This window comes from Burkholderia sp. BCC1993 (assembly GCF_905339865.1).
Taxonomy (GTDB): domain Bacteria; phylum Pseudomonadota; class Gammaproteobacteria; order Burkholderiales; family Burkholderiaceae; genus Burkholderia.
Map to the genome: position 1 here is coordinate 55,400 of NZ_CAJPGZ010000004.1, position 26,375 is coordinate 81,774.

Below are 26,375 nucleotides of genomic sequence, written 5' to 3' on the forward strand. Positions count from 1 at the left end.
AAAAGCTATGCGAAAAGGCGAACAGACGCGTGCCGCGATACTCGAAGCTGCTTTGGACCTCGCCAGCCGTGACGGGCTGGAGGGGCTGACGATCGGCCTGCTGGCCGAGCGCATGCAGATGAGCAAGAGCGGTGTGTTCGCGCACTTCGGATCGCGCGAGGACCTGCAGGTCGAGGTCGTCCGCGAGTATCACCATCGTTTCGAGAACGAGGTGTTCTTTCCGAGCCTGCGCGAGTCGCGAGGCTTGCCGCGCCTTCGGGCGATGCTGGCCCGCTGGACGGAGAAGCGCATCCAGGAGGTGACGACCGGATGCATCTACATCAGCGGTGCGGTCGAGTACGACGACCGGCCTGACAGCCCGGTGCGCGAGCAGTTGATCGCGAGCGTGACGGCCTGGCGTGCCGCGATGCTGCGTGCCATTTCGCAGGCGAAGGAAGAAGGCCATCTGCGTGCGGATACCGATCCGGACCTGATGCTCTTCGAGCTGTACAGCTTCACGCTCGGCCTGCATCACGACGCACGATTCCTGCATTCGCCGGATGCCGTGCGCCTCACGTGGGCCGCGCTGGAAAAGACGATCGTTTCGTATCAGAGCGAGAGCCGTTAGCGGCGCGTGATCCGCCCGCCAGGAGCTCGAGCCGTTTGCCCACCTTTGGAGAGAGTCATGGGACAGTACGCCGCGCCGCTGCGCGACATGCAATTCGTGTTGCACGAGCTTCTGAATGTCGAGGCCGAGGTCAAGCAAATGCCGCGGCATGCGGACCTCGACGCCGACACGATCAACCAGGTCCTCGAGGAAGCGGGCAAGTTCTGCTCCGAGGTACTGTTCCCGCTGAACCAGGTCGGCGACCGCGAAGGCTGCACGTTTGAAGGCGACGGCGTCGTGAAGACCCCGACCGGCTTCAAGGAAGCGTATCGGCAGTACGTCGAGGCCGGCTGGCCGGCGCTCGGCTGCGATCCGGACTACGGCGGCCAGGGCCTGCCCGCGTTCGTGAACAACGCGCTCTACGAAATGCTGAACTCGGCGAACCAGGCATGGACGATGTATCCGGGCCTGTCGCATGGCGCGTACGAATGCCTGCACGCGCACGGCGCGCCGGAGCTCCAGAAACAGTATCTGCCGAAGCTCGTGTCGGGCGAATGGACGGGCACGATGTGCCTGACCGAGCCGCACTGCGGCACCGACCTCGGCATCCTGCGCACCAAGGCCGAACCGAACGGCGACGGCTCGTACTCGATCAGCGGCACGAAGATCTTCATCTCGAGCGGCGAGCACGACATGTCGAAGAACATCGTCCACCTCGTGCTCGCGCGCCTGCCGGACGCGCCGCAAGGCACGAAGGGGATCTCGCTGTTCATCGTGCCGAAGTTCATTCCGGACGCCGCGGGCGAGCCGGGCGAGCGCAACGGCATCAAGTGCGGCTCGATCGAACACAAGATGGGCATCCACGGCAACTCGACGTGCGTGATGAACCTCGACAACGCGAAGGGCTGGATGGTCGGCGAGCCGAACAAGGGCTTGAACGCGATGTTCGTGATGATGAACGCCGCGCGTCTGGGCGTCGGCATGCAGGGCCTCGGCCTCACGGAAGTCGCGTACCAGAACTCGCTGACGTACGCGAAGGAGCGCCTGCAGATGCGCTCGCTGACGGGCCCGAAGGCACCGGACAAGCCGGCCGACCCGATCATCGTGCACCCGGACGTGCGCCGCATGCTGCTCACGCAGAAGGCCTACGCGGAAGGCGCGCGCGCGTTCACGTACTGGTCCGCGCTGCAGATCGACAAGGAGCTGTCGCACGGTGACGAAGCGGTGCGCAAGGAAGCGGCCGACCTCGTCGCGCTGCTCACGCCGATCATCAAGGCGTTCCTGACCGACAACGCGTTCGAGTCGACCAACCACGCGATGCAGATCTACGGCGGCCACGGCTTCATCTCCGAGTGGGGCATGGAGCAGTACGTGCGCGACGCGCGGATCAACATGATCTACGAAGGCACGAACTCGATCCAGTCGCTCGACCTGCTGGGCCGCAAGGTGCTCGGCGACATGGGCGCGAAGCTGAAGAAGTTCGGCAAGCTCGTCACCGAATTCGCGGAAGCCGAAGGCGTGAAGCCGGAGATGGCCGAGTTCATCAACCCGCTCGCCGACATCGGCGACAAGGTGCAGAAGCTGACGATGGAAATCGGCATGAAGGCGATGCAGAACCCGGACGAAGTCGGCGCCGCCGCCGTGCCGTACCTGCGTACCGTCGGGCACCTGGTGTTCTCGTACTTCTGGGCGCGCATGGCGCGTCTCGCGCTCGACAACGAAGCGTCGGGCGATCCGTTCTACAAGTCGAAGCTCGCGACGGCCCGCTTCTATTTCGCGCGTCTGCTGCCCGAGACGGCCGCGACGATCCGCGCCGCGCGCGCCGGTTCGAAGACGCTGATGGAAGTCGACGAATCGCTGTTCTGACGCGAGTCCGGGCGGTGCGCGCCGCGCGCCGCCCGAACGCAACGGTTCCTGGTATTCACTTCGCCGTGCAGCCCTCCCAACCCGCGCTGCACGACACTATCCGGAGACATCCCGTGAGCAATTTCCTGATTCGCAAGGTCGCCGTGCTGGGCGCCGGCGTGATGGGCGCGCAGATCGCCGCGCACCTCGTCAACGCGCGCGTGCCGGTGCTGCTGTTCGACCTGCCGGCCAAGGAAGGCCCGAAAAACGCGATCGCGCTGAAGGCGATCGAGAACCTGAAGAAGCTGTCGCCCGCGCCGTTCGGCGTGAAGGACGACGCGAAATACCTCGAAGCCGCGAACTACGAAGACGACATCGCGAAGCTCGCCGAGTGCGACGTCGTGATCGAAGCGATCGCCGAGCGGATGGACTGGAAGCACGACCTGTACAAGAAGGTCGCGCCGCACATCGCACCGAACGCGATCTTCGCGACCAATACGTCGGGCCTGTCGATCACGAAGTTGTCCGAAGGATTCTCGGACGAGCTGAAGTCGCGCTTCTGCGGCGTGCACTTCTTCAACCCGCCGCGCTACATGCACCTCGTCGAACTGATCCCGACCGCGCATACGCGTCCGGAGATCCTCGACCAGCTCGAGACCTTCCTGACGAGCATCGTCGGCAAGGGCGTCGTGCGCGCGAAGGACACGCCGAACTTCATCGCGAACCGCGTCGGCATCTTCTCGATCCTCGCGGTGATCACCGAGGCCGCGAAGTTCGGCCTGCGCTTCGACGAAGTCGACGACCTGACGGGCAGCCGCCTCGGCCGCGCGAAGTCGGCGACGTTCCGCACCGCGGACGTGGTCGGCCTCGACACGATGGCGCACGTGATCAAGACGATGCAGGACAACCTCGCCGACGATCCGTTCTTCCCGGTCTACCAGACGCCCGCCGTGCTCGCCGAACTGGTGAAGCAGGGCGCGCTCGGCCAGAAGACGGGCGGCGGTTTCTACAAGAAGGAAGGCAAGGCGATCAAGGTGCTCGACGCGAAGACGGGCACCTACGTGGATTCGGGCGCGAAGGCCGATGAAACCGTCGGCCGCATCCTGAAGCGCCCGCCGGCGGAACGCCTGAAGCTGCTGCGCGAGACGGACCATCCGCACGCGCAGTTCCTGTGGTCGATCTTCCGCGACGTGTTCCACTACATCGGCGTGCATCTCGAGTCGATCGCCGACAACGCGCGCGACGTCGACCTCGCGATCCGCTGGGGCTTCGGCTGGAACGAAGGCCCGTTCGAAGGCTGGCAGGCCGCCGGCTGGAAGCAGGTCGCCGAGTGGGTGCAGGAAGACATCGCGGCGGGCAAGGCGCTCGCGAACGTGCCGCTGCCGTCGTGGGTGCTCGAAGGCGCGGTCGCCGAGCAGGGCGGCGTGCACACGGCCGAAGGCTCGTGGGCACCGGCGTCGAAGCGCTTCGTGCCGCGCTCGGACCTCGCCGTCTACGGCAAGCAGGTGTTCCGCGCGCCGCTCGTCGGCGAAGCCGGCGCCGATCCGAAGACGTACGGCAAGACGCTGTTCGAAACCGACGCGGTGCGCGCGTGGGTCGATGATCGCGCAGGCGAGGACGACGTCGTGATCGTATCGTTCAAGTCGAAGATGAACACGATCGGACCGAGCGTGATCGACGGCCTCGTGCAGGCGATCGAACTCGCGGAGAAGGACTACAAGGGCGTGGTGATCTGGCAGCCGACGTCGCTGAAGCTCGGCACGCCGGGCGGCCCGTTCTCGGCCGGCGCGAACCTCGAAGAGGCGATGCCCGCGTTCATGATGGGCGGCGCGAAGGGTATCGAGCCGTTCGTGAAGAAGTTCCAGGAAGGCATGCTGCGCGTCAAGTACGCGAACGTGCCGGTCGTCGCGGCCGTATCGGGCATCGCGCTCGGCGGCGGTTGCGAGCTGATGCTGCACAGCGCGAAGCGCGTCGTGCACGTCGAGAGCTACATCGGTCTCGTCGAAGTGGGCGTCGGCCTCGTGCCGGCGGGCGGCGGCCTGAAGGAAGCGGCGCTGCGCGCGGCGGAGGCGGCCACGGCCGCGAACGCGACCACCGACATCCTGAAGTTCGTCACGAAGTCGTTCGAGAACGCGGCGATGGCGAAGGTGTCGTCGTCGGCGCACGATGCGCGCGCGATGGGTTACCTGAAGCCGTCCGACACGATCATCTTCAACGTGTTCGAGCTGCTCGACACCGCGAAGAAGGAAGCCCGTGCGCTGGCCGCCGTCGGCTACCGCGCACCGCTGCGCGCGAAGGACGTGCCGGTCGCAGGCCGCTCGGCGATCGCGACGATCAAGGCATCGCTCGTCAACATGCGTGACGGCCGCTTCATCAGCGACCACGACTACCTGATCGCGAGCCGCATCGCCGAAGCCGTGTGCGGCGGCGACGTCGAAGCCGGCAGCCTCGTCGACGAGCAGTGGCTGCTCGCGCTCGAGCGCCGCGCGTTCGTCGAGCTGCTCGGCACGCAGAAGACGCAGGAACGGATCATGGGCATGTTGCAGACCGGCAAGCCGGTGCGTAACTGAGCGAGCAGACGACAAGGAGTCTGAAATGAGCAAACAACTGCAAGACGCATACATCGTCGCCGCCAGCCGCACCCCGATCGGCAAGGCCCCGCGCGGTGTCTTCAAGAACACGCGCCCCGACGAGCTGCTGGTTCACGCGATCAAGTCGGCGGTCGCACAGGTGCCCGGCCTCGATACCAAAGTGATCGAGGACGCGATCATCGGTTGCGCGATCCCGGAAGCCGAGCAGGGCCTGAACGTCGCCCGCATGGGCGCGCTGCTCGCGGGCCTGCCGCAGACGGTCGGCGGCGTGACGGTCAACCGCTTCTGCGCGTCGGGCATCACCGCGCTGGCGATGGCGGCCGACCGCATCCGTGTCGGCGAATCGGACGCGATCTTCGCGGGCGGCTGCGAATCGATGAGCATGGTGCCGATGATGGGCAACAAGCCGTCGATGTCGCCGCACATCTTCGACCGCAGCGAGGATTTCGGCATTGCGTACGGGATGGGCCTGACCGCCGAGCGCGTCGCCGAGCAGTGGAAGGTGAGCCGCGAAGACCAGGACGCGTTCTCGGTCGAATCGCACCGCAAGGCGCTCGCCGCGCAGCAGGCAGGCGAGTTCGGCGACGAAATCGCTGCGTACACGATCACCGAGCGTTTCCCGAATCTCGCGACGGGCGAAATCGACGTGAAGACGCGCGAGATCAGGCTCGACGAAGGTCCGCGCGCGGATACGACGCTCGAAGGCCTCGCGAAGCTGCGCACGGTGTTCGCGAACAAGGGCTCGGTTACGGCCGGCAACAGCTCGCAGACGTCGGACGGCGCGGGCGCGCTGCTCGTCGTGTCGGAGAAGGTGCTCAAGGAATTCAACCTGACGCCGCTCGCGCGCTTCGTGAGCTTCGCGGTGCGCGGCGTGCCGCCGGAAATCATGGGCATCGGTCCGAAGGAAGCGATTCCGGCCGCGCTGAAGGCCGCCGGCCTGAAGCAGGACGATCTCGACTGGATCGAGCTGAACGAAGCATTCGCCGCGCAATCGCTGGCAGTGATGCGCGATCTCGGCCTCGATCCGTCGAAGGTCAATCCGATGGGCGGCGCGATCGCGCTCGGCCATCCGCTCGGCGCGACCGGCGCGATCCGCGCGGCGACCGTCGTGCACGGCCTGCGCCGCCGCAACCTGAAGTACGGGATGGTCACGATGTGCGTCGGCACCGGCATGGGTGCGGCGGGCATCATCGAACGCCTGTAAGCGGAGCGGGACAGTAGCGATCACGGTGCGCGAGCCGCGAGCTTGCGCACCGTTTTTCATTCCGGAAGAGGAAAGTCAAAGGAGACGGTTGTGGCCGAAATTCAAGTGGAACGCGCCGACGGCGTGCTGACGATCACGATCGCGCGCCCGGCGAAGAAGAACGCGCTGACGGCGGCGATGTACCAGACGATGGCCGATGCGCTCGCCGACGCGCAGGAAGACAAGGCGATCCGCGTGATCCTGCTGCGCGGCGGCGACGGCAACTTCAGCGCGGGGAACGATCTCGAGGATTTCCTGAAGTCGCCGCCGAAGGACGAGAACGCGTCGGTTTTCCAGTTCCTCGCGCGGATCAGCAGCGCGACCAAGCCGATCGTGGCCGCGGTGCCGGGCGTCGCGGTCGGCGTCGGCGTGACGATGCTGCTGCACTGCGATCTCGTCTACGCGGCCGACACCGCGACGTTCTCGCTGCCGTTCGCGCAGCTCGGGCTGTGCCCGGAAGCCGCGTCGAGCGTGCTGCTGCCGCGTCTGGCCGGCCATCAGGTCGCCGCTGAAAAGCTGCTGCTCGGCGAAGTGTTCGACGCGCTGGAAGCGCATCGCATCGGCATCGTCAATCGCGTGCTGCCGGCCGCCGAGCTCGACGCATTCGCGGCGAAGCAGGCCGCGAAGCTCGCGGCACTGCCGGCGTCGTCGCTGCGCGTGACGAAGGCGCTGCTGAAGGAGACGGGCGGGGTGGCCGTGGCCGCGCGGATGAGCGAGGAAGCCGGCCATTTCTCCGCGATGCTGCGCGCGCCGGAAGCGCGCGAGGCGATGACGGCGTTCTTCGAGAAGCGCAAACCGGATTTCCGTCAGTTCGACTGATACGGGGCGCAGGCGCTTCGCTGCCCCGGATTCCTTCGTCGGCCGGGGCGGCAACGCTTGCGTCCGCGCGCCGCACGCTGCTCGTCGCACGCCGCACGCCGCACGTCGCACGTCGCACGTCGCACGTCGCTTGTAGCTTGTCGCGTGGCTGCGTTCGGTCCTCGTGGCCGACGCATCAACCAGCGGGTCGGCTCGATCCTGAATCGCCGTGCGTTCGCGTGGCGTTCCGCGTTCCCCGCATTCGCCGCCGTTCCGCCGCCGAGACATCCTCGCAATTCGCGCCGGCGCCCCTCATGTTGCTGTGCAGCGCCGTCCCGCTTTCCGGCCCGTTAGTGCCTGCTATCCGCGATGCCTGAGCGAAGGCCCGGTGGCCGTTTTGACGCAGGTCATCGCCGGTGCCTGCCCCAGCCTCGGGCCAGCCCAGCCCCAGCCCCAGCCCCAGCCCCAGCCCCAGCCCCAGCCCCAGCCCAGCCCCAGCCCCAGCCCAGCCCAGCCCAGCCCCCACCCCGCTCGGGCCAGTTCCGGCTCACCTCGGCAAACCTTGTCCGCCGTCAAGTTGCACTGCGGCAATTTTCCGTACAGTTCGCGCACAGGTCGCCGCGGCCGGATGCGTCGCGCGATGGCGGCGTGCGGCCAGCGGTTCTTCTCAACGACAATCAGGCGAACGAATAATGATCGGACGAATCACCGGCGGGGCGCGTGCGGCGCCCGTCATCGGGCTGCTGGCTGGACTCGCCGGATGCAGCGACCTTCACGTGCTCGATCCGAAGGGCGCGGTGGGCGTCGCGGAAAAATCGCTGATCGCGACCGCGACGTGGGCGATGCTGATCGTCGTCATTCCAGTGATCCTGCTCACGCTGTGGTTCGCATGGCGCTACCGCGCATCGAACCGCAACGCCGCCTACGCGCCGAACTGGTCGCATTCGACCGCGATCGAGGTCGTGATCTGGACGGTGCCGACGCTGATCATCCTGTTCCTCGGCGTGCTCACGTGGCGGACGACGCACGAGCTCGACCCGTACAAGCCGATCGAATCGTCGGTCAAGCCGATCAATGTCGAGGTCGTCGCGCTCGACTGGAAGTGGCTGTTCATCTATCCGGAACTCGGCATCGCGTCGGTGAACCAGCTCGCGATTCCGGTCGGCACGCCGGTGAATTTCCGCATCACGTCCGACTCGGTGATGAACTCGTTCTTCATCCCGCAGCTTGGCAGCCAGGTCTATGCGATGGCCGGCATGCAGACGCGCCTGCATCTGATCGCCGACGAGGCGGGCGACTACGCAGGCGTGTCCGCCAACTACAGCGGCCGCGGCTTTTCCGACATGAAGTTCCGCACGCTCGCCGAGCCGCGCGAGCAGTTCGACGCGTGGGTGCGGAAGGTGAAGGCGTCGTCCGACCGGCTCGACATGACCGCGTACGGCACGGTCGCGCAGCCGGGCGAGAAGGCGCCCGTGCGCTATTTCTCGTCGGTCGACCCGAAGCTGTTCCACAACATCATCGCGAAATACAACAACGGCCACGTCCTCGACCCGAAGGACGCCGCCTGCACGACGAAGGGGTAACGCATGTTCGGCAAACTGACTCTTTCGGCGATCCCGTTCGATCAGCCCATCATCATGGGGGCGAGCGCCTTCATGGGGCTCGTCGTGCTGGGCATCGTCGCCGCGCTGACGGTCGCGGGCAGGTGGAAATGGCTGTGGAGCGAATGGCTGACGTCCGTCGATCACAAGAAGATCGGCGTGATGTACCTGGTCGTCGCGGTGCTGATGCTGCTGCGCGGCTTCGCGGACGCCGTGATGATGCGCCTGCAGCTCGCGCTCGCGTACAACGGCCCCGGCTACCTGCCGCCGCATCACTACGACCAGGTCTTCACCGCGCACGGCGTGATCATGATCTTCTTCATGGCGATGGCGCTGCTGGTCGCGTTCTTCAACCTGATCGTGCCGCTGCAGATCGGCGCGCGCGACGTCGCGTTCCCGTTCCTGAACTCGCTCTCCTTCTGGATGACGGCGGTCGCCGCGATCCTGATGAACGTTTCGCTCGTGATCGGCGAATTCGCGCAGACGGGCTGGCTCGCGTATCCGCCGCTGTCGGAGCTGCAGTTCAGCCCGGGCGTCGGGGTCGACTACTACCTGTGGGCGCTGCAGATCTCGGGCGTCGGGACGCTGATCACGTCGATCAACTTCTTCGTGACGATCATCAAGATGCGCGCGCCGGGCATGACGCTGATGAAGATGCCGGTGTTCACGTGGACGGCCCTCTGCTCGAACGTGCTGATCATGGCGACGTTCCCGATCCTGACCGTCGCGCTCGCGCTGCTCGGCCTCGATCGCTACCTCGACATGCATTTCTTCACCAACGAAGCCGGCGGTAACGCGATGCTGTACCTGAACCTGATCTGGGCGTGGGGGCATCCGGAGGTATACATCCTCGTGCTGCCCGCGTTCGGCATCTATTCGGAAGTCATCGCGACGTTCGCGAAGAAGCCGCTGTTCGGTTACCGGACGATGGTCTATGCATCGTGCGTGATCATGGTGCTCGCGTTCCTCGTGTGGCTGCATCACTTTTTCACGATGGGCTCGGGGGCCGACGTCAACGCGTTTTTCGGGATCGTGACGATGGTCATCGCCATCCCGACCGGCGTGAAGATCTTCAACTGGCTGTTCACGATGTATCGCGGCCGCATCGAATTCACGGCGCCGGTGCTGTGGACGATCGGCTTCATGATCACGTTCACGCTCGGCGGGATGACCGGCGTGATGATGGCGATTCCGGGTGCGGATTTCGTGCTGCACAACAGCCTGTTCCTGATCGCGCACTTCCACAACGCGATCATCGGCGGCGTCGTGTTCGGCTACTTCGCGGGCGTTCACTACTGGTTCCCGAAGGTGTTCGGCTTCCGGCTCGACGAGAAGTTCGGCAAGCGCGCGTTCTGGTGCTGGTTCCTCGGCTTCTACGCGTCGTTCGTGCCGCTGTACGTGCTCGGCTTCATGGGCATGACGCGCCGCCTGAACCACTACGACAACCCGGCATGGCATCCGTGGCTGGTCGCCGCCGCGTTCGGCGTCGCGCTGATCGCGATCGGCGTGCTGTGCCAGGTCGCATCGGTGTGGGTCGGCTGGCGCAATCGCAACCAGCCGCAGTATCGCGACGCGACGGGCGACCCGTGGAACGGCCGCACGCTCGAATGGGCGACGTCGTCGCCGCCCGCCGTCTACAACTTCGCGGTACTCCCGAACGTGCACGAACTCGACGAGCTCGCCTATCGCAAGGCGAAGGGCCTCGGGCTCGGCCTCGGCAAGAACGTCAGGTACGAGGACATCCACATGCCGTCGAACACGAGCGCGGGCTTCTTCGTCGGCATCTTCAGCCTGCTGCTCGGCTTCGCGCTCGTCTGGCACATCTGGTGGCTCGCGATCGCCTCGCTCGTCGGCATCGTCGCGACGGTGGTGCTGTACAGCGCACAGGACAACGACGGCTATTACATTCCGGCGGACACCGTCCGCAAGATCGAGGAACAACGCGCGGGTGTGCGGATCGGCACCCCGGCGCCGGAAGTCGAACTGGAGACGAACTGATGTCGTATCAATCTCTCGCGGGTGCCGCCCGTCATCCGGCCGCGCACCACCATCCGCCGTCGCATTCGGTGTTCGGCTTCTGGCTGTACCTGATGACCGACTGCGTGATCTTCGCGTCGCTGTTCGCGACGTTCGCGGTGCTCGGCAACCAGTTCGCGGGCGGTCCGACCGCGAAGGACCTGTTCGACATTCCGGGTGTCGCGCTCGAGACGGCGGCGCTGCTGCTGTCGAGCATCACGTACGGGTTCGCGATGCTCGGCGCACAGCGGCGCCGGCGCGGCACGGTGTTCGTGTGGCTTGCGGTGACGTTCGTGCTGGGCGCCGCGTTCCTCGCGATGGAGCTGCGCGAGTTCTCGCACCTGATCGCTCAGGGCGCGGGCCCGCAGCGCAGCGCATTCCTGTCGGCGTTCTTCGCGCTCGTCGGCACGCACGGGCTGCACGTGGCGGTCGGCCTCTTGTGGATGGTCGTGCTCGTCGTGCAGATCGCTCGCGGCCCCGGCATGACGGAGCGCGACTTCCGGCGCCTCACCTGCCTGAGCCTCTTCTGGCACTTCCTCGACATCGTCTGGATCTGCGTGTTCTCCTTCGTCTATCTCGCGAGCGTGATCTAAATGGCTCATTCGGAACTCATCCACCACGATGACGCGCACGGTACGGCCGGCGGCTACCTCGTCGGTTTCGTGCTGTCGGTGCTGCTGACGGCCGCGTCGTTCGGCCTCGTGATGGGCGGCATGCTGGCGCCGAAGGCGGCGATCATCGCGCTCGCGGGGCTCGCATTCGTGCAGATCGTCGTGCATCTCGTCTGCTTCCTGCACATGAACGCGTCGTCCAGCCAGCGCTGGAACGTGATGGCGTTCAGCTATACGGTGCTGACCGCGCTGATCCTGATCGTCGGGACGCTGTGGGTGATGCACAACGTCAGCATGAACATGATGTCGCGATAACCGGCCCGGGGCGCGGTCCGTCCCGTCCCGCTGCGCCGTGCGTGCCGCACGGCTCCTTTTCTTTCGGGCGTGCGTATCGCATGCCTTTCTGCATCATGGTCAACAACGATTCCCAGACACCGGTTCGCGCCGACGAGCCGATCCCGCACCGCAAGGTCATCCGCGCATGGCTCGTGCCGTTCGCCACGCGCGAGATCGTGCGCCCGATCCTGCTGCTCGTGCTCGACTACCTGTTGCTGTTCGCGGCGTTCGCCGGCGCGCTGCTGATTCCGTCGACGGTCGGCAAGATCGTCTGCGGGATGGCCGCCGGGTTCATCACCGGGCGACTGTTCATCATCGGGCACGACGCGTGCCATCAGAGCCTGACGCCCGACCGCCGGCTGAACCGCTGGCTCGGCCGCATCGCCTTCCTGCCGTCGCTGACGCCTTACAGCCTGTGGGAAGTCGGGCACAACGTCGTGCATCACGGCTATACGAACCTGAAGGGCTTCGATTTCGTGTGGGCGCCGCATACGCCAGCGGAATTCGCCGCGCTGTCGCCGGCACGGCGGTGGCTGGATCGCGTCTACCGGAGCGGATGGGCGCCGGGCCTCTACTATCTCGTCGAGATCTGGTGGCTTCGGATGTATTTCCCGTCCCGGGGCTATATCGGTGCGTCGCGGCCGGTGTTCCGGCGCGACTGCCTGCTGGTGACGGGCTTCGCGGCCGCGTGGATCGCCGCCGTCGTCGGGGTGGCGTTCGAGACGCAGCAATCCGTCGCGCTGCTGCTCGCGACCGGCGTGCTCGTGCCGTTCCTGTTCTGGTGCTCGATGATCGGCTTCGTCGTGTATGTCCACCATACCGACCCGCGCATCGCATGGCACGCGAACCGCGCCGAATGGTCGAATGCCGCACCGTTCGTGTCGACCACGCTGCACCTGACGTTTCCGTTCGGAATCGGCGGCCTGCTGCACCACATCATGGAGCACACGGCGCATCACGTCGACATGAGCGTGCCGCTGTACCGGCTCAAGCCGGCGCAGGCGAAGCTCGAGGACATGCTGCCCGGGCGGATCGTCGTGCAGCGTTTCGGCTGGCGCTGGTATTTCGACACGGCTCGCCGCTGCAAGCTCTATGACACCGACCGCAAGCTCTGGACGGACTATCGTGGAAACGTGACGAGCGAGGTGGCACCCGAGGTGCGCGCGCCGGCCGCAGCGGGCGCGCGGCAGGGGGCGGTTCCCGAAGCCGCGGGCAACGCGCCCGCCGCGACCGCTCAGGCGGTGCCGTAATCGACGTGGCCGGTTTCGCGGCAGAAGCTGACGAGCCGCAGGCCGGCCGCCTTCGCGATCTCGATCGCGAGCGACGACGGCGCGGAGATCGTCGCGACCATCGGAATGCCGACCCGCGCCGACTTGCGCACGAGCTCGTAGCTCGCGCGGCTCGACAGGAACACGAAGCCGTCGGTCGCGTCGGCGCGCGCCAGCACGAGCGCGCCGATCAGCTTGTCGAGCGCGTTGTGGCGGCCGACGTCCTCGAACGCCATCCGGATCGCGCCTGTTGCGTCGCACCACGCGGCCGCGTGCAGGCCGCCGGTGAGCTGCGTGAGCGCCTGGTGCGCCGGCAGCCCGTGGGCCGCGCGCGCGAGCGCGTCGGGCGCGAGGCGCGCGAGAAAGCCGGTGTCGGGCACCCGCTCGGGCGCGAGGTCGAGCAGGTCGATGCTTTCGATCCCGCACACGCCGCAGCCGGTACGCCCCGCAAGCGCGCGGCGCCGGTCCTTCAGCGCGGCGAACGCCTGCTGGACGACTTCCAGATGCACCTCCGCGTGCGGCAGCGGCGCGTCGGCGTGCAGGATCACCTCGATGTCCTTGATGTCGCTGCCGCGCGCGACGATCCCTTCCGAGATCGCGAAGCCGACCGCGAACGCCTCGAGGTCGCGCGGCGTGCACATCATCACCGCGTGCGAGATGCCGTTGAAGACCAGCGCGACCGGCCATTCCTGGCCGACGTAGTCGTGCGCGGTTTCGACGGCGCCGCCGCGCGTGCGGCGCACGGACAGCTCGATCGCGCCGCGCGGCTCTTCTGTTTCAGTCGGATTCACGAGCACTCCCGTTGATTCGAGGCAGGGGCGGCGGCGATCGGGTCCGCCGCTCGCGCGCAGAGGTTCTAAAATACCTCAGGCAGGCCGGCCGCGCCGGCATCCGCCACTCAGGTAACGACCATGGGACTCAGCGACGCTCCGCTGCTATTCAATTTCGAACACGATTCATCGGAAAACCTCACGTACATCCCGATGATCGTGCGTTTCAATCTCGACCGTTTCGGTCTGCGGATTTCACTGGAGCAGTGGCAACTGCTGCCGCTCGAGGACCGCAAGCTGCTCGCGCGCTTTCCGGCCGACGACGATACCGCGATCGAGCCCAATTTCGATCACGCGCTGTTCGAAATGCTGCGCACGCATGCCGACCTCGAACCGTCGTGGTTTCAGCCGGACGAGCAGCCGAGCTGGCGCGCGACCGACACGGTGCCGGACGCGCTCGTGCAGCAGAGCGCGCTGGCCGGGCTGCCGGCACCCGCGCTCGCGCAGTGGCAGCGGCTCGCGCCGTTCCAGCGCTACGTGCTGGTGAAGCTGTCGCGCAAGCCGAAGCTCAATCACGACTTCGTGCCCGCGATGCGGGAGTTCGGGCTGACGGCCACGCACTGACGGGCCGCATGCGGCGCCGCCGCGCGGCGCGCATGCGTCGTTACAGCGGCGGCAGCTGACGCGGCTTGCGGTCGGGGCCGGTCGCGACGTAGGTGAGCGTCGCTTCGGTGACCTTCACGATTTCGCCCATCAGGCGCATGCGCTGCGCGTATACCTCGACGTCGACCGTGATCGACGTGTTGCCGGTGCGCATGATGGTGGCGTAGAAGCTCAGCAGGTCGCCGACGAACACCGGCTGCTTGAATACGAACGAATTGACCGCGACCGTCGCGACGCGGCCGTTCGCGCGCTGGCTCGCGGGGATCGAGCCGGCGATGTCGACCTGCGACATGATCCAGCCGCCGAACACGTCGCCGTGGACGTTCGCGTCGTGCGGTTGCGGGACGACGCGCAGCGCGGGCTGTTTTTGCGGGAGTTCGAGGGTCGAATCGGTCATGACGGGGGCTTTCATCCTGTAATAAATGCACCGCCGCGCGCAGGCCGGCCGGCGAGGGCGCCGGCAGCGGCGCGTAGCGGCTTCTGCGACAATACAACGTTCGCAAATTGTACGAGAAAGCGGGCGAGTCGGCCGCCGCGGCACGCGGCCGGCACCGCCGCCGATCCTGATCCCCATGCGCCGATATTCCGCTTCCGGCGAGCCCGCGCCGGCTCCGACCGGGCCCCGCAACGACTGGCAGACCATCCGGTCGCTGCTGCCGTACCTGGCCACCTACAAATGGCGCGTCGCGCTCGCGCTCGGCTGCCTGATCGGCGCGAAGGTCGCGAACCTCGGCGTGCCGGTCGTGATGAAGCGCATCGTCGATCACCTGTCCGCCGTGCAGCAGCTCACCGCGCTCGGCCGTGCGGAGCAGTCGGCCGGCATCGTGCTCGCGGGCGGCGTCGGTTTGCTGGTCGTCGCCTATGCGCTCGTGCGGCTGTCCACGTCGCTCTTCACCGAGCTGCGCGAGATCCTGTTCTCGAAGGTCACCGAGAGCGCGGTGCGCCAGCTCGCGCTGCAGGTGTTCCGGCATCTGCACGGGCTGTCGCTGCGCTTCCATCTCGAACGCCAGACGGGCGGCATGTCGCGCGACATCGAGCGCGGCACGCGCGGCATCCAGCAACTGATTTCCTATTCGCTGTACAGCATCCTGCCGACGCTCGTCGAGGTCGGGCTCGTGCTCGGCTTCTTCGTGGTCAAGTACGAGGCGTACTACGCGTACGTGACGTTCGCGGCGCTGGTCACGTACATCGTGTTCACCGTGAAGGTCACCAACTGGCGCACGCACTTTCGCCGCACGATGAACGAGCTCGATTCGCGCGCGAACTCGCGGGCGATCGATTCGCTGATCAACTACGAGACGGTGAAGTACTTCGGCAACGAGGAGTGGGAGGCGCAGCGCTACGACGAGAACCTGAAGCGTTACCGCAAGGCCGCGATCCGTTCGCAGAACTCGCTGTCGGTGCTGAACTTCGGCCAGCAGGCGATCATCGGCACCGGGCTCGTGTTCATCCTGTGGCGCGCGACGCAGGGCGTGCTGGCCGGCAAGCTGACGCTCGGCGATCTCGTGCTGATCAACACGTTCATGCTGCAGCTCTACATTCCGCTGAATTTTCTCGGCGTCGTGTATCGCGAGCTGAAGCAGAGCCTCACCGACATGGACCGGATGTTCGGGTTGCTGTCAGCCGCGAAGGAAGTCGCGGATGCGCCCGACGCGCGGCCGCTTGCGGTGGCCGGCGCGCAGGTGCGCTTCGAGCACGTGAACTTCTCGTACGAAGCGTCGCGGCAGATCCTGCACGACGTGACGTTTACGATCGACGCGGGCACGACGACCGCGGTGGTCGGCCACAGCGGGTCCGGCAAGTCGACGCTGTCGCGGCTGCTGTTCCGCTTCTACGATCTCGACCGGCAGGCGGGCGGCGCGATCCGGATCGACGGCCAGGACATTCGCGACGTCACGCAGGACTCGCTGCGCGCGTCGATCGGGATCGTGCCGCAGGACACCGTGCTGTTCAACGACTCGATCTACTACAACATCGCGTACGGCCGGCCGACCGCGAGCCGCGACGAAGTGATCGCGGCCGCGCGCGCCGCGCACATCCACGACTTCATCGAGACCTTGCCGAAGGGCTATGACACGCCGGTCGGCGAGCGCGGGCTGAAACTGTCGGGCGGCGAGAAGCAGCGCGTCGCGATCGCGCGCACGCTGCTGAAGGATCCGCCGGTGCTGCTGTTCGACGAGGCGACGTCGGCGCTCGATTCGCGCTCGGAGCGCGCGATCCAGCACGAGCTCGACCAGATCGCGCGGCACCGTACGACGCTCGTGATCGCGCACCGGCTGTCGACGGTCGTGCACGCGCAGCAGATTCTCGTGATGGACCACGGGCGGATCGTCGAGCGCGGCACGCACGACGAACTCGTGCGCGCGGACGGGCTGTATGCGCAGATGTGGGCGCTGCAGCAGCAGCGCGCGGCGGCGGGCGGGGAAGCGGCCGAGGCCGCGTGAGCGTGGCTGCCGCGCCGGGTGGCCCGGCGCGGTCAGCCGCGAAACGATCAGCCCGCGGCGGCGCGCAGCCGCGCGTCGAGTTCGCCGAGCTGCGCAGGCGTGCCGACGTTCTCCCAGATTCCTTCATACAATTCGCCGCTCGCGCGGCCGGCCTCGATGGTCGCCTTGAAGTAGGGTGTGAGCGGCCGGTGCGTGCCGGGCACGATGTCGCGGAACATCCGCGTGTCGTACACGCCGATGCTGCCGAACGTGACGCGCGGCGCGCCGGCGAGCGCCAGCCGGCCGTCGTCGCGGAGCACGAAATCGCCGTCCGGATGGAACGGCGGGTTCGGCACCATCACGAGATGCATCGCGGGCGCGTCGAGCGCGGCCATCTGCGCGGCGCGCGGCGCGAGCGTCCGGTAGTCGAACGCACAGTACACGTCGCCCGCGACCGCCGCGAACACCGTCGGCCGGCCGTCGCGCTCAAGCAGCGGCAGCGCCTGCGCGATCCCGCCGGCGGTTTCCAGCGCGTCGCCTTCGGCCGAATACGCGAGCCGCACGCCCCAGTGCGAACCGTCGCCGAGCGTCGCCTCGAGCTGGTCGCCGAGCCACGCGTGGTTGATCACGATCGTCTCGATGCCCGCACGCGCGAGCGCCTCGATCTGCCAGACGATCAGCGGCTTGCCGCCGGCTTCGAGCAGCGGTTTCGGGCGGGTGTCGGTCAGCGGGCGCATCCGGTCGCCGCGGCCGGCGGCGAAGATCATCGCCGTGGTCAGGGTAGAGCTCATGTTCGGCTGAAGGTGAGGGCGGTGTGGGCGGTCAGAACGTATAGCCGACGTCGGCCGCGCCCTTGCCCTCGAGCTCGTCGAGCAGCTTCGCGAACGGCACGAGCGGGCGGTAGCGCAGCGCGACCTTGCGCGCGTAATTCAGGAAGCGCGGCAGGTCGTTCAGGTAGTGCGGCTTGCCGTCGCGGTAGTTGATGCGCGCGAACAGGCCGAGGATCTTGATGTGGCGCTGCAGCCCCATCCATTCGAGCTGGCGGTAGAACTCACCGAAGTCCGGATCGACCGGCAGGCCGGCCTTCTTCGCCTTTTCCCAGTAGTACGCGAAGCAGTCGAGCTCGAACTCCTCGTCCCAGCTGATGAACGCGTCGCGCAACAGCGACACGACGTCGTACGTCAGCGGCCCGTACACGGCGTCCTGGAAGTCGAGCACGCCCGGGTTCGGCTCGCACACCATCAGGTTGCGCGGCATGAAATCGCGCAGCATGAAGCCCTGCGGCTGCGCATGAGCGCTCGCGACCAGCAGCGCGAAGGTACGGTCGAGTGTGCCGCGCATCGCATCGGTGACAGGCTTGCCGAGGTGCCGGCCGACGAACCATTCGGGCAGCAACTCCATCTCGCGGCGCAGGAACGCCTCGTCGAACGGCGGCAGCACGTCGGGCTTCGAGCTCAGCTGGAAGCGGATCAGTGCGTCGAGCGCATCGCGCATCAGCGGCCGCGCGGCGACCGGGTCGGCCGGATCGAGCACCGAGATGTACGACGTGCGGCCGAGGTCGGTCACGAGCATGAAGCCGGCGTCGAAATCGTGGGCCAGCACGTCCGGCACGTGGTCGCCGGCCGCGGCGAGCAGCTGCGCGACCTGGACGAATTCGCGGCACTTCTCGGGCGGCGGCGCGTCGACCGCGATCAGCGAGCCGCCGGGGCTCGCGGCCGACGTGACACGGAAATAGCGGCGGAAACTGGCGTCCGACGACGCGGGCGCGAGGGTCGTCAGGTCGAGGGCGAAGCGCTCGGCGAGCGGGCGCAGCCACGCGGTCAGGGCTTCGAGGCGGGCGTCGGGCTGGGATGCGGCGGATGGGGGCGTCATGAAACTCGGCGGAGGGGGGAACGTCTTGCCATATAATACCCCACGACTTTTTTGACGCGCCCCGCGTCAGCTTCCGCCGTGCAGGCCCGCCGCCTGTCGCGCCGTCCGCCCGATCGCCTCCCCGGTTTGCGCTCAGCCGCAGTCGCGGTGCGACGGTGCGGCCCGCCGCGCGCGAATGTGCCGTGCAGCTGCGGTTGACAAGGGGCGATTCGCCAAACGATAGATGCCGCCCAAACCGCTATTCCCGAATGTCTTCCCCGGTGACGGGGCGCCGCGCAAACGGCGGCTCGCGCTCGCGCTCCTGGCCGTGCCCGGCCTCGTGCCGGCCGTGTCGTACGCGCAGCTGTCGGGCGCGGCCGCGCAGCCGCAGCCGCTCGACTCGCCGTGGGACCTGCGGCTCGCCCCGCAGCTCGAGGATCATCCGCTGAAGGACGGCGCGAAGCCGGCCACCTTCGTGATTGCCGACCATACGAGCGGCACGGCCGATCAGGACCTCGCCGCGAAGGGCTCGGCCGAGCTGCGCCGCGGCGACGCGGTCGTGAAGGCCGACGCGCTCCACTACGATCAGGATACCGACATGGCCGACGCGTACGGCCAGGTCAAGGTGGTCAACGGCGGCACGTCGTTCGCGGGCCCCGAGGCGCATCTGAAGGTCGAGGCGAACCAGGGCTTCATGACGGCGCCGAAGTACCACTTCAACGTGACGGGCGGGTCCGGCAGCGCGGAGCGTGTCGACCTGCTCGACAGCGAGCGCTCGGTGTTCATCAACGGCACCTACACCGCGTGCCAGTGCTCGACGAACCCCGCGTGGTACATCAAGGGCAGCCGCTTCGACTTCGATACGGGCGCCGACGAAGGCACCGCGCGCAACGGCGTGCTGTTCTTCCAGGGCGTGCCGATCTTCGCGAGCCCGTGGATGACGTTCCCGCTGTCGGGCGAGCGGCGCAGCGGCCTCTTGCCGCCGACGTTCTCGATGAACTCGAACAACGGGTTCGAGCTGTCGCTGCCGTACTACTTCAACATCGCGCCGAACCGCGACCTGACGATCACGCCGCGCATCATCTCGCGGCGCGGCGTGCAGACCGAAGCGACGTTCCGCTACCTGTCGCCGTCGTATTCGGGCACGTTTACGGCCAATTACCTGCCGGGTGACCGGCTCGCGCACCGCGACCGCTACGCGATCTACTGGCAGCACCAGCAGAACTTCGGCGGCGGTTTCGGCGGCTACGTCTACTACAACAAGGTCTCGGACAACACGTATCCCGAAGACCTTGGGTCGATGAACCAGTTCATCAACGGGACGCAGACGCTGTACCAGCAGGAAGCCGGCCTCACGTACAACAACGGCCCGTGGTCGGTGCTCGCGCGCTACCAGCACTGGCAGACGCTGCCGCCGTCGATCGCGCCGTACAGCCGCGAGCCGCAGTTGAACGTGAAGTACACGAAGTACAACGTCGGCGGCTTCGACTTCGGCGCGGAAGCCGACTATTCGCGGTTCCGCATCACGACCGCCGACATGACCGAAGGCGACCGGATCGTCTTCAACCCGTATATCGCGTACGGTGTGTACGGCCCCGGCTACTTCGCCGTGCCGAAGGTCCAGTACCACTTCGCGTCGTACGACCTGAACCACCTGTCGTCGAGCACGCCGAACAGCCCGAAGCACTTCACCGAGTCGATCCCGACCGTGAGCTTCGACTCGGGCCTGATCTTCGACCGCTCGGTGCGCCTGTTCGGCCAGGACTTCATCCAGACTCTCGAGCCGCGCCTGTACTACGTGTACACGCCGTATCGCGACCAGTCGAACGCACCGCTGTTCGACACCGCGGAATCGGACTTCGGCCTCGCGGAGATCTACCAGCCGAACACGTTCGTCGGCAACGACCGGATCGCGGATGCGAACCGGATCACGGCCGGCCTGACGTCGCGCTTCATCGATCCGCGCACCGGCGACGAACGCGCGCGCTTCGTGGTCGCGCAGCAGTACTATTTCGCCGACCAGCGCGTCACGCTGAATTCCGGCCAGAGCGCCGTGCTGGCGCGCCACTCCGACCTGATCGTCGGCGCCGCGCTGAAACTCGGCTCCGGCTTCATGTCGGAGACGGCGTTCCAGTACAACCAGAACAACAACCAGCTCGTGAAGTCGAGCATCGGTTTCGGTTACAGCCCGGGCGAGCGCCGCGTGATCAACGTCGGCTACCGCTATACGCGTGCGAACACGACGCTCGACAACCAGCCGATCAACCAGTTCCTGGTGTCCGCGCAATGGCCGCTCACGCGCCGCCTGTATGCGATCGGCCGCTTCAACTACGACCTGGCCGCCGACCGGGTCGTCGACGGTCTGCTCGGCTTACAATACGACGCGGATTGCTGGGCGCTCGGGGTCGGGGTCCAGCGGTACGCGAACGGCGTGAACACGTCGGGGCAGCAGAATTCGTCGACGCGCTTCATGATGCAGCTGACGTTGAAGGGGCTGTCGAGCGTCGACAACGGTCTCGTGGCCGCATTCCGCGCCGGGGTGCCGGGCTACACGCCGCTGCCGTCCGCGCCGCCGCCGATGTCCCGCTTCAGCAACTACGAGTAACGCCGGCTTGTCTGCACCGGTCAGCACGATTTCAATGGAGTATCAGTGGCAATGAAGAAAACCCTTCGTTTCGCGGCAGTCGTGTCCAGCCTCGCCGCGTCCGCCGCGCTGCTCGCCGCCGCGCCGGCCGCGGCGCAGGCGCTCGGTTCGCATGGCGCACAGCTCGCCGACGAAGTCGTCGCGGTCGTCAACAACGACGTGATCACCGGTCGCGAACTCGAGCAGCGCGTCGGCCTGATCGCGCGCCGGCTGCAGCAGCAGAACGCACCCGTGCCGCCGGCCGACCAGTTGAACGCGCAAGTGCTGAACCAGATGGTGCTCGAACGCATCCAGGTGCAGAAGGCCAAGGACGACGGGATCCGCGTCGACGACGCGACCGTGCAGTCCACGCTGCAGCGCCTCGCGCAGGCGAACGGGATGACGCTCGACCAGTATCGCGCGCGGATCGTGGCGCAAGGCGTGCCCTGGAGCGTGTTCACGAGCGACGCCCGCACCGAGCTGATGCTGTCGAAGCTGCGCGAGCGCGAGGTCGACGGCAAGATCACCGTATCGGACGCCGAGGTCGCGAACTACATCGCGAGCCAGCGCGGGCCGAGCGCATCGCAGCAGCAGGACCTGCGCTTCCAGCACATCTTCATCAAGGCGCCGACCAACGCGCCGCAAGCCGACATCGAAGCCGCACAGAAGAAGGCCGACGCGCTGCTGCAGCAGGCCACGTCGGGCGCCGATTTCGAGAAGCTCGCGAAGAACAACTCGGAAGCGAACGACGCGAAGAAGGGCGGCGACCTCGGCTTCAAGGCGCCGGGCGCGCTGCCGGCCGACGTCGTCGAAGCCGCGTCGAAGCTCCGCCCCGGCCAGGTCAACCCGACGCTGATCCGCGTGCCGGACGGCTTCGAGATCGTGCGTCTCGTCGACCGCCGCCAGAGCCAGGGTGCGACCGCCGCGGCACCGAAGATCGTCCAGACGCACGTGCGCCACATCCTGCTGCGCGTCGGCGAAGGCAAGTCGGAAGGCCAGGCGCGCCAGCAGCTGCAGGACATCCGCAAGCAGGTCGAGACCGGCGGCGATTTCGAGAAGTTCGCGCGCACCTACTCGCAGGACGGTTCGGCGTCGCAGGGCGGCGATCTCGGCTGGATCAGCCCGGGCGAGACCGTGCCGGAATTCGAGCGCGCGATGAACAACCTGCAGGCCGGCCAGATCAGCCAGCCGATTCGTACCGAGTACGGCTACCACCTGATCCAGGTGGTCGAGCGCCGCGAGGCGGAAGGCTCGGTGCAGCAGCAGATGGATATCGCGCGCCAGGCGATCGGCCAGCGCAAGGCCGAGCAGGCGTACGCCGACTGGCTGCGTGAACTGCGCGATTCGTCGTACGTGCAGTACAAGATCGGCGGCGTCGGCCCGGCGAACTGAGCGAGCTTCGCATGACGGCATCCGCGCTGCAGATCGCGATCACGACCGGCGAACCCGCGGGTGTCGGCCCGGAGTTGACCGTGCAGGCGTTGCAGGATGCCGCGCGGCGCTGGCCCGGCGCGCATTTCACCGTGCTCGGCGACGCCGCGCTGCTCGACGCACGCGCGGCGGCCGTCGGTGCCGACCGGGCGGTGCTCGCCGGCGGCGGGCCGGTGTCGGTCGAGCATCATCCGCTCGCCGTGCCCGCGCAGGCGGGCAAGCTCGACGCGGCCAACGGCCGCTACGTGCTCGGGCTGCTCGATGCCGCGATCGACGGCGCGGTGGCGGGCCGGTTCGACGCGATCGTCACCGCACCGCTGCAGAAGAGCACGATCAACGATGCCGGCGTGCCGTTTACCGGCCATACCGAATACCTTGCGGAACGCACGCGCACGCCGCGCGTCGTGATGATGCTGGCAGGCACGGGCGAGCGGCCGCTGCGCGTCGCGCTCGCGACCACGCACCTGCCGCTGAAGGACGTGTCGGCCGCGCTGACGATCGACGGGCTCGTCGAGACGCTGGCGATCATCGATCGCGACCTGCGGCGCGACTTCGGTCTCGCGGCGCCGCGCATCCTCGTAACGGGGCTGAACCCGCACGCGGGTGAGAACGGCTATCTCGGGCGCGAGGAGATCGACGTGATCTCGCCGGCGCTCGCGCGAGCACAAGCGCAGGGCATCGATGCGCGCGGCCCGTATCCGGCCGACACGCTGTTCCAGCCGCGCCATCTGGAGGATGCCGATTGCGTGCTCGCGATGTTCCACGATCAGGGCTTGCCCGTGCTGAAGTATGCGACCTTCGGCGAGGGCATCAACGTCACGCTCGGGCTGCCGATCATCCGCACGTCGGTCGATCACGGCACGGCGCTGGATCTGGCCGGCACGGGCCGAGCGGATCCGGGCAGCATGGTTGCCGCGCTCGGCACGGCCGTCACGATGGCGCGCCATCGCCGCGCGGCCTGACGCGCCCGAGCCTGACCTCATTCGTCGTATTTTTCGTTTTTCTCAGTCGATGTCGAACAGCAGACAGCACCAAGGCCACTTCGCGCGCAAGCGCTTCGGGCAGAACTTCCTCGTCGATCACGGCGTGATCGACTCGATCGTCGCGACGATCGGCCCCGCGCGCGGCCAGCGGATGGTCGAGATCGGCCCCGGCCTCGGCGCGCTGACCGAGCCGCTGATCGCGCGTCTCGCGACGCCCGAGTCGCCGCTGCATGCGGTCGAGCTCGACCGCGACCTGATCGGGCGCCTGCAGCAGCGCTTCGGCGCGCTGCTGGAGTTGCACGCGGGCGACGCGCTCGCGTTCGACTTCCGCTCGCTCGCGGCACCCGGCGACAAGCCGTCGCTGCGGATCGTCGGCAACCTGCCGTACAACATTTCCAGCCCGCTGCTGTTTCACCTGATGACGTTCGCCGACGCGGTCATCGACCAGCATTTCATGCTGCAGAACGAAGTCGTCGAACGGATGGTCGCGGAGCCGGGCACGAAGGCGTTTTCGCGACTGTCGGTGATGCTGCAGTACCGCTACGTGATGGAGAAGATGCTCGACGTGCCGCCGGAATCGTTCCAGCCGCCGCCGAAGGTCGATTCGGCGATCGTCCGGATGATTCCGTACGAGCCGCACGAACTGCCGGACGTCGATCCCGTGCTGCTCGGCGAAGTCGTCACCGCCGCGTTCTCGCAGCGCCGCAAGATGCTGCGCAATACGCTCGGCGACTATCGCGAGACGATCGATTTCGACGGGCTCGGCTTCGATCTCGCGCGACGCGCGGAGGATGTCAGCGTGGCCGAATATGTCGGCGTCGCGCAGGCGCTTGCAGCGGTGCGCAAGGCCGCGGAGTAGCGGCATGCGGGCGTCGCACCTGGCGCCCGTCCGAACAAGATCGACGAAGCTGCCCTGAGCGGGCAGCTTTTTTTTCGCGCCGCTTTCGTCGCTGCCGGACCGCGTCCGCGTCGCGTTACGCGCGCCGGCGCGGCGGCGCGTTGACGAGCGCGATCCCCGTCAGCACCAGCGCGGCCGCCGACATGAAGCGCCAGCCGACCGATTCGCCGAGCAGCAGCACGCCGAACGCGACGCCGAACAGCGGCGACAGGAACGTGAACACCGACAGCCGCGACGCGCTGTAGCGCGTCAGCAGCCAGAACCACGACAGATAGCTGACGAACGCGACGATCACCGACTGGTACGCGAGGCTCGCGAGCGCGATCGGTGTGACGTGCGCGAACGACATCTGGCCGAGCAGCGCGGCGAGCGCGACCAGCACGACGGCCGACACCGCGAGCTGGTAGAACAGCGTCTTGCTCGCGCTGGCCCGCGCGAGCGACGTCGAGCGCACGACGACCGTCGTCGCGGCCCACATCGCGCCGCCGAGGGTCCCGAGCGCGTCGCCAGCGAGGCCGGCCAGCACCGATGCGCCGGGCGCGCGCGGCGTCAGGAAGCCGTCCGCGAACGCGAGCGCGATGCCGGCGAACGCGAGGCCGACGCCGGCCCACTGGGCGCGCTGCAGCCGTTCGCCCGGCGCGAACAGGTGCAGGCCGAGCGCCGTGAAGCACGGCGCGGTGTACAGGAAGATCGCCATGTGCGACGCGCTCGTCAGCGTGAGCCCGAAGAACACGCAGATGAACTCGCCGGCGAACAGCGCACCGGCCGCGATGCCCGCGCCGAGCGTGCCGTCCGCGCGGAACAGCGGCGTGCCGCGCGAGCGAGCCCAGCCCCACAGCAGCAGCGCGGCGATCACCGAGCGCAGCCCGGCCTGGAACATCGGCGGGATCGCTGCGTTGGTGCTCTTGATCGCGACCTGCTGGAAGCCCCAGATCGCGCACAGCAGCAGCATCACGCCGACCGCGCGCGTGTCGAGCGCGCGGCGCACGGGCGTGCCGGCGAGCGCGGTCATCGGCGGACCTCGCCGATGCGGCGGGAAGCGGGCTGGGACATGGGCAGAGACATGGGCAGAGACTTGGGCAAAGACATGGGCAGCGGCGGACGGACGGCGCGGACGGCGCGCTCGAATCGGCGATTTCTCACGGCAGGCTGTGCGGCTGGAATGAGGCGGTGGTCGCGTTCAAGCTGCGGGCGGCATGCCCGTTTTTGGTGCGAAGTGGGAGGATGTTACCCGATCGATGGACTTGCCGGGGGCCGTCGGGCGCGGTGATTTTCACCGCCGCACGGGCTTCGGGCTCGCCGTGCAGATGCTTGGGTATCGGCCGGCGGCGGACGGGGCGCCGGCGGCGGGATTTACCTGACTCCGGTAGAATTTCCGCTTCTGGAAAGTCCCCACAGGAGTACAACACATGCGTTTGCTGCATACGATGCTGCGAGTCGGCGATCTCGACCGCTCGATCAAGTTCTACACCGAATTGCTCGGCATGAAGCTGCTGCGTCGCGAGGATTATCCGGAAGGCAAGTTCACGCTCGCGTTCGTCGGCTACGAAGCGGAAAGCACGGGCACCGTGCTCGAGCTGACCCACAACTGGGATACGCCGTCCTACGATCTCGGCAACGGTTTCGGCCATCTGGCGGTGGAAGTCGACGATGCCTACGCGGCCTGCGACAAGATCAAGGCGCAAGGCGGCAAGGTGACCCGCGAAGCCGGCCCGATGAAGCACGGCACGACCGTGATCGCGTTCGTCGAGGATCCGGACGGCTACAAGATCGAGTTTATTCAGAAGAAGGCGCACTGAGCGCCGGACGCGCGGCGCACGATGTGCGTCGCGGGCAAG

General features: G+C 67.3%; 22 protein-coding genes. 17 read left to right on the top strand and 5 right to left on the bottom strand.

What is annotated here, in order from left to right; all coding sequences use genetic code 11:
• Positions 1 to 7: 7 nt before the first annotated feature.
• The 10 genes from U4Y91_RS07345 to U4Y91_RS07390 all read left to right on the top strand — a co-directional run bounded on the left by U4Y91_RS07345 (position 8) and on the right by U4Y91_RS07390 (position 12,877).
• Positions 8 to 607 carry a TetR/AcrR family transcriptional regulator gene (locus U4Y91_RS07345; protein WP_166963559.1) on the top strand — a complete coding sequence of 200 codons (600 nt, stop codon included), beginning with the start codon at positions 8 to 10 and terminating at the stop codon, positions 605 to 607.
• 57 nt (positions 608 to 664) lie between these two features.
• Positions 665 to 2,452, top strand: a complete 1,788-nt coding sequence (locus tag U4Y91_RS07350) for an acyl-CoA dehydrogenase C-terminal domain-containing protein (RefSeq protein ID WP_321804487.1) — start codon at positions 665 to 667, stop codon at positions 2,450 to 2,452.
• A gap of 113 nt (positions 2,453 to 2,565) precedes the next feature.
• Positions 2,566 to 5,001: a 3-hydroxyacyl-CoA dehydrogenase/enoyl-CoA hydratase family protein gene (locus U4Y91_RS07355; protein ID WP_321804489.1), complete on the top strand. Its 2,436-nt coding sequence runs from the start codon at positions 2,566 to 2,568 to the stop codon at positions 4,999 to 5,001.
• Positions 5,002 to 5,026: 25 nt separating this feature from the next.
• Entirely contained in the window at positions 5,027 to 6,226 is a 1,200-nt protein-coding gene (locus tag U4Y91_RS07360; RefSeq protein ID WP_321804491.1) for an acetyl-CoA C-acyltransferase, read from the top strand.
• Between the two features lie 90 nt (positions 6,227 to 6,316).
• Positions 6,317 to 7,084: an enoyl-CoA hydratase gene (locus tag U4Y91_RS07365; protein ID WP_321804493.1), complete on the top strand. Its 768-nt coding sequence runs from the start codon at positions 6,317 to 6,319 to the stop codon at positions 7,082 to 7,084.
• Positions 7,085 to 7,755: 671 nt separating this feature from the next.
• Entirely contained in the window at positions 7,756 to 8,646 is an 891-nt protein-coding gene (gene cyoA / locus U4Y91_RS07370; RefSeq protein ID WP_044846826.1) for a ubiquinol oxidase subunit II, read from the top strand.
• A 3-nt stretch (positions 8,647 to 8,649) separates the two neighbouring features.
• On the top strand, positions 8,650 to 10,662 hold the full coding sequence (gene cyoB, locus U4Y91_RS07375; RefSeq protein ID WP_321804495.1) for a cytochrome o ubiquinol oxidase subunit I: 2,013 nt from the start codon (positions 8,650 to 8,652) through the stop codon (positions 10,660 to 10,662).
• On the top strand, positions 10,662 to 11,273 hold the full coding sequence (cyoC, locus tag U4Y91_RS07380; protein WP_321804497.1) for a cytochrome o ubiquinol oxidase subunit III: 612 nt from the start codon (positions 10,662 to 10,664) through the stop codon (positions 11,271 to 11,273). The genes cyoB and cyoC overlap by 1 nt, the downstream gene beginning before the upstream one ends.
• Positions 11,274 to 11,606 carry a cytochrome o ubiquinol oxidase subunit IV gene (gene cyoD, locus U4Y91_RS07385; protein WP_124488612.1) on the top strand — a complete coding sequence of 111 codons (333 nt, stop codon included), beginning with the start codon at positions 11,274 to 11,276 and terminating at the stop codon, positions 11,604 to 11,606.
• Positions 11,607 to 11,701: 95 nt separating this feature from the next.
• A complete protein-coding gene (locus U4Y91_RS07390; RefSeq protein ID WP_415750453.1) occupies positions 11,702 to 12,877 on the top strand; it encodes a fatty acid desaturase in 1,176 nt (391 codons plus the stop codon).
• Here U4Y91_RS07390 and fdhD read toward each other — a convergent pair.
• Entirely contained in the window at positions 12,862 to 13,692 is an 831-nt protein-coding gene (fdhD, locus tag U4Y91_RS07395; RefSeq protein WP_321804500.1) for a formate dehydrogenase accessory sulfurtransferase FdhD, read from the bottom strand. The genes U4Y91_RS07390 and fdhD overlap by 16 nt on opposite strands.
• 114 nt (positions 13,693 to 13,806) lie before the next feature.
• Between fdhD and U4Y91_RS07400 the strand changes: the two genes are divergently transcribed.
• Positions 13,807 to 14,289 carry a nitrate reductase associated protein gene (locus U4Y91_RS07400; RefSeq protein WP_257773855.1) on the top strand — a complete coding sequence of 161 codons (483 nt, stop codon included), beginning with the start codon at positions 13,807 to 13,809 and terminating at the stop codon, positions 14,287 to 14,289.
• A gap of 40 nt (positions 14,290 to 14,329) precedes the next feature.
• Here the strand turns inward: U4Y91_RS07400 and U4Y91_RS07405 are convergent, their stop codons facing one another.
• Positions 14,330 to 14,725: an acyl-CoA thioesterase gene (locus U4Y91_RS07405; protein WP_027789162.1), complete on the bottom strand. Its 396-nt coding sequence runs from the start codon at positions 14,723 to 14,725 to the stop codon at positions 14,330 to 14,332.
• A 175-nt stretch (positions 14,726 to 14,900) separates the two neighbouring features.
• Here U4Y91_RS07405 and U4Y91_RS07410 point away from each other — a divergent pair, with 175 nt between their 5' ends.
• A complete protein-coding gene (locus U4Y91_RS07410; RefSeq protein ID WP_321804501.1) occupies positions 14,901 to 16,772 on the top strand; it encodes an ABC transporter ATP-binding protein/permease in 1,872 nt (623 codons plus the stop codon).
• Between the two features lie 47 nt (positions 16,773 to 16,819).
• Here U4Y91_RS07410 and murU read toward each other — a convergent pair whose 3' ends face one another.
• Positions 16,820 to 17,542 (bottom strand): N-acetylmuramate alpha-1-phosphate uridylyltransferase MurU, encoded by a 723-nt coding sequence (gene murU / locus U4Y91_RS07415; protein ID WP_321804502.1) that lies wholly within the window; start codon positions 17,540 to 17,542, stop codon positions 16,820 to 16,822.
• A gap of 31 nt (positions 17,543 to 17,573) precedes the next feature.
• On the bottom strand, positions 17,574 to 18,623 hold the full coding sequence (locus tag U4Y91_RS07420; RefSeq protein WP_321804504.1) for an aminoglycoside phosphotransferase family protein: 1,050 nt from the start codon (positions 18,621 to 18,623) through the stop codon (positions 17,574 to 17,576).
• A 223-nt stretch (positions 18,624 to 18,846) separates the two neighbouring features.
• On the opposite strand from U4Y91_RS07420, the gene U4Y91_RS07425 reads away from it, so the two are divergent.
• The 4 genes from U4Y91_RS07425 to rsmA are packed head-to-tail and all read left to right on the top strand — an operon-like array spanning position 18,847 to position 24,498.
• Complete coding sequence (locus U4Y91_RS07425) at positions 18,847 to 21,207, top strand: LPS-assembly protein LptD (RefSeq protein ID WP_321804506.1); 2,361 nt, start codon at positions 18,847 to 18,849, stop codon at positions 21,205 to 21,207.
• A gap of 51 nt (positions 21,208 to 21,258) precedes the next feature.
• Complete coding sequence (locus tag U4Y91_RS07430) at positions 21,259 to 22,617, top strand: peptidylprolyl isomerase (protein WP_321804508.1); 1,359 nt, start codon at positions 21,259 to 21,261, stop codon at positions 22,615 to 22,617.
• 11 nt (positions 22,618 to 22,628) lie between these two features.
• Positions 22,629 to 23,618 carry a 4-hydroxythreonine-4-phosphate dehydrogenase PdxA gene (gene pdxA / locus U4Y91_RS07435; RefSeq protein ID WP_321804510.1) on the top strand — a complete coding sequence of 330 codons (990 nt, stop codon included), beginning with the start codon at positions 22,629 to 22,631 and terminating at the stop codon, positions 23,616 to 23,618.
• A gap of 49 nt (positions 23,619 to 23,667) precedes the next feature.
• On the top strand, positions 23,668 to 24,498 hold the full coding sequence (gene rsmA / locus U4Y91_RS07440) for a 16S rRNA (adenine(1518)-N(6)/adenine(1519)-N(6))-dimethyltransferase RsmA (protein WP_044846814.1): 831 nt from the start codon (positions 23,668 to 23,670) through the stop codon (positions 24,496 to 24,498).
• Between the two features lie 115 nt (positions 24,499 to 24,613).
• Here rsmA and U4Y91_RS07445 read toward each other — a convergent pair whose 3' ends face one another.
• Positions 24,614 to 25,549 carry a DMT family transporter gene (locus U4Y91_RS07445; protein ID WP_321804513.1) on the bottom strand — a complete coding sequence of 312 codons (936 nt, stop codon included), beginning with the start codon at positions 25,547 to 25,549 and terminating at the stop codon, positions 24,614 to 24,616.
• A gap of 397 nt (positions 25,550 to 25,946) precedes the next feature.
• Here U4Y91_RS07445 and gloA point away from each other — a divergent pair, with 397 nt between their 5' ends.
• Positions 25,947 to 26,336 carry a lactoylglutathione lyase gene (gene gloA, locus U4Y91_RS07450; protein WP_321804515.1) on the top strand — a complete coding sequence of 130 codons (390 nt, stop codon included), beginning with the start codon at positions 25,947 to 25,949 and terminating at the stop codon, positions 26,334 to 26,336.
• The last annotated feature ends 39 nt before the right edge of the window (positions 26,337 to 26,375 follow it).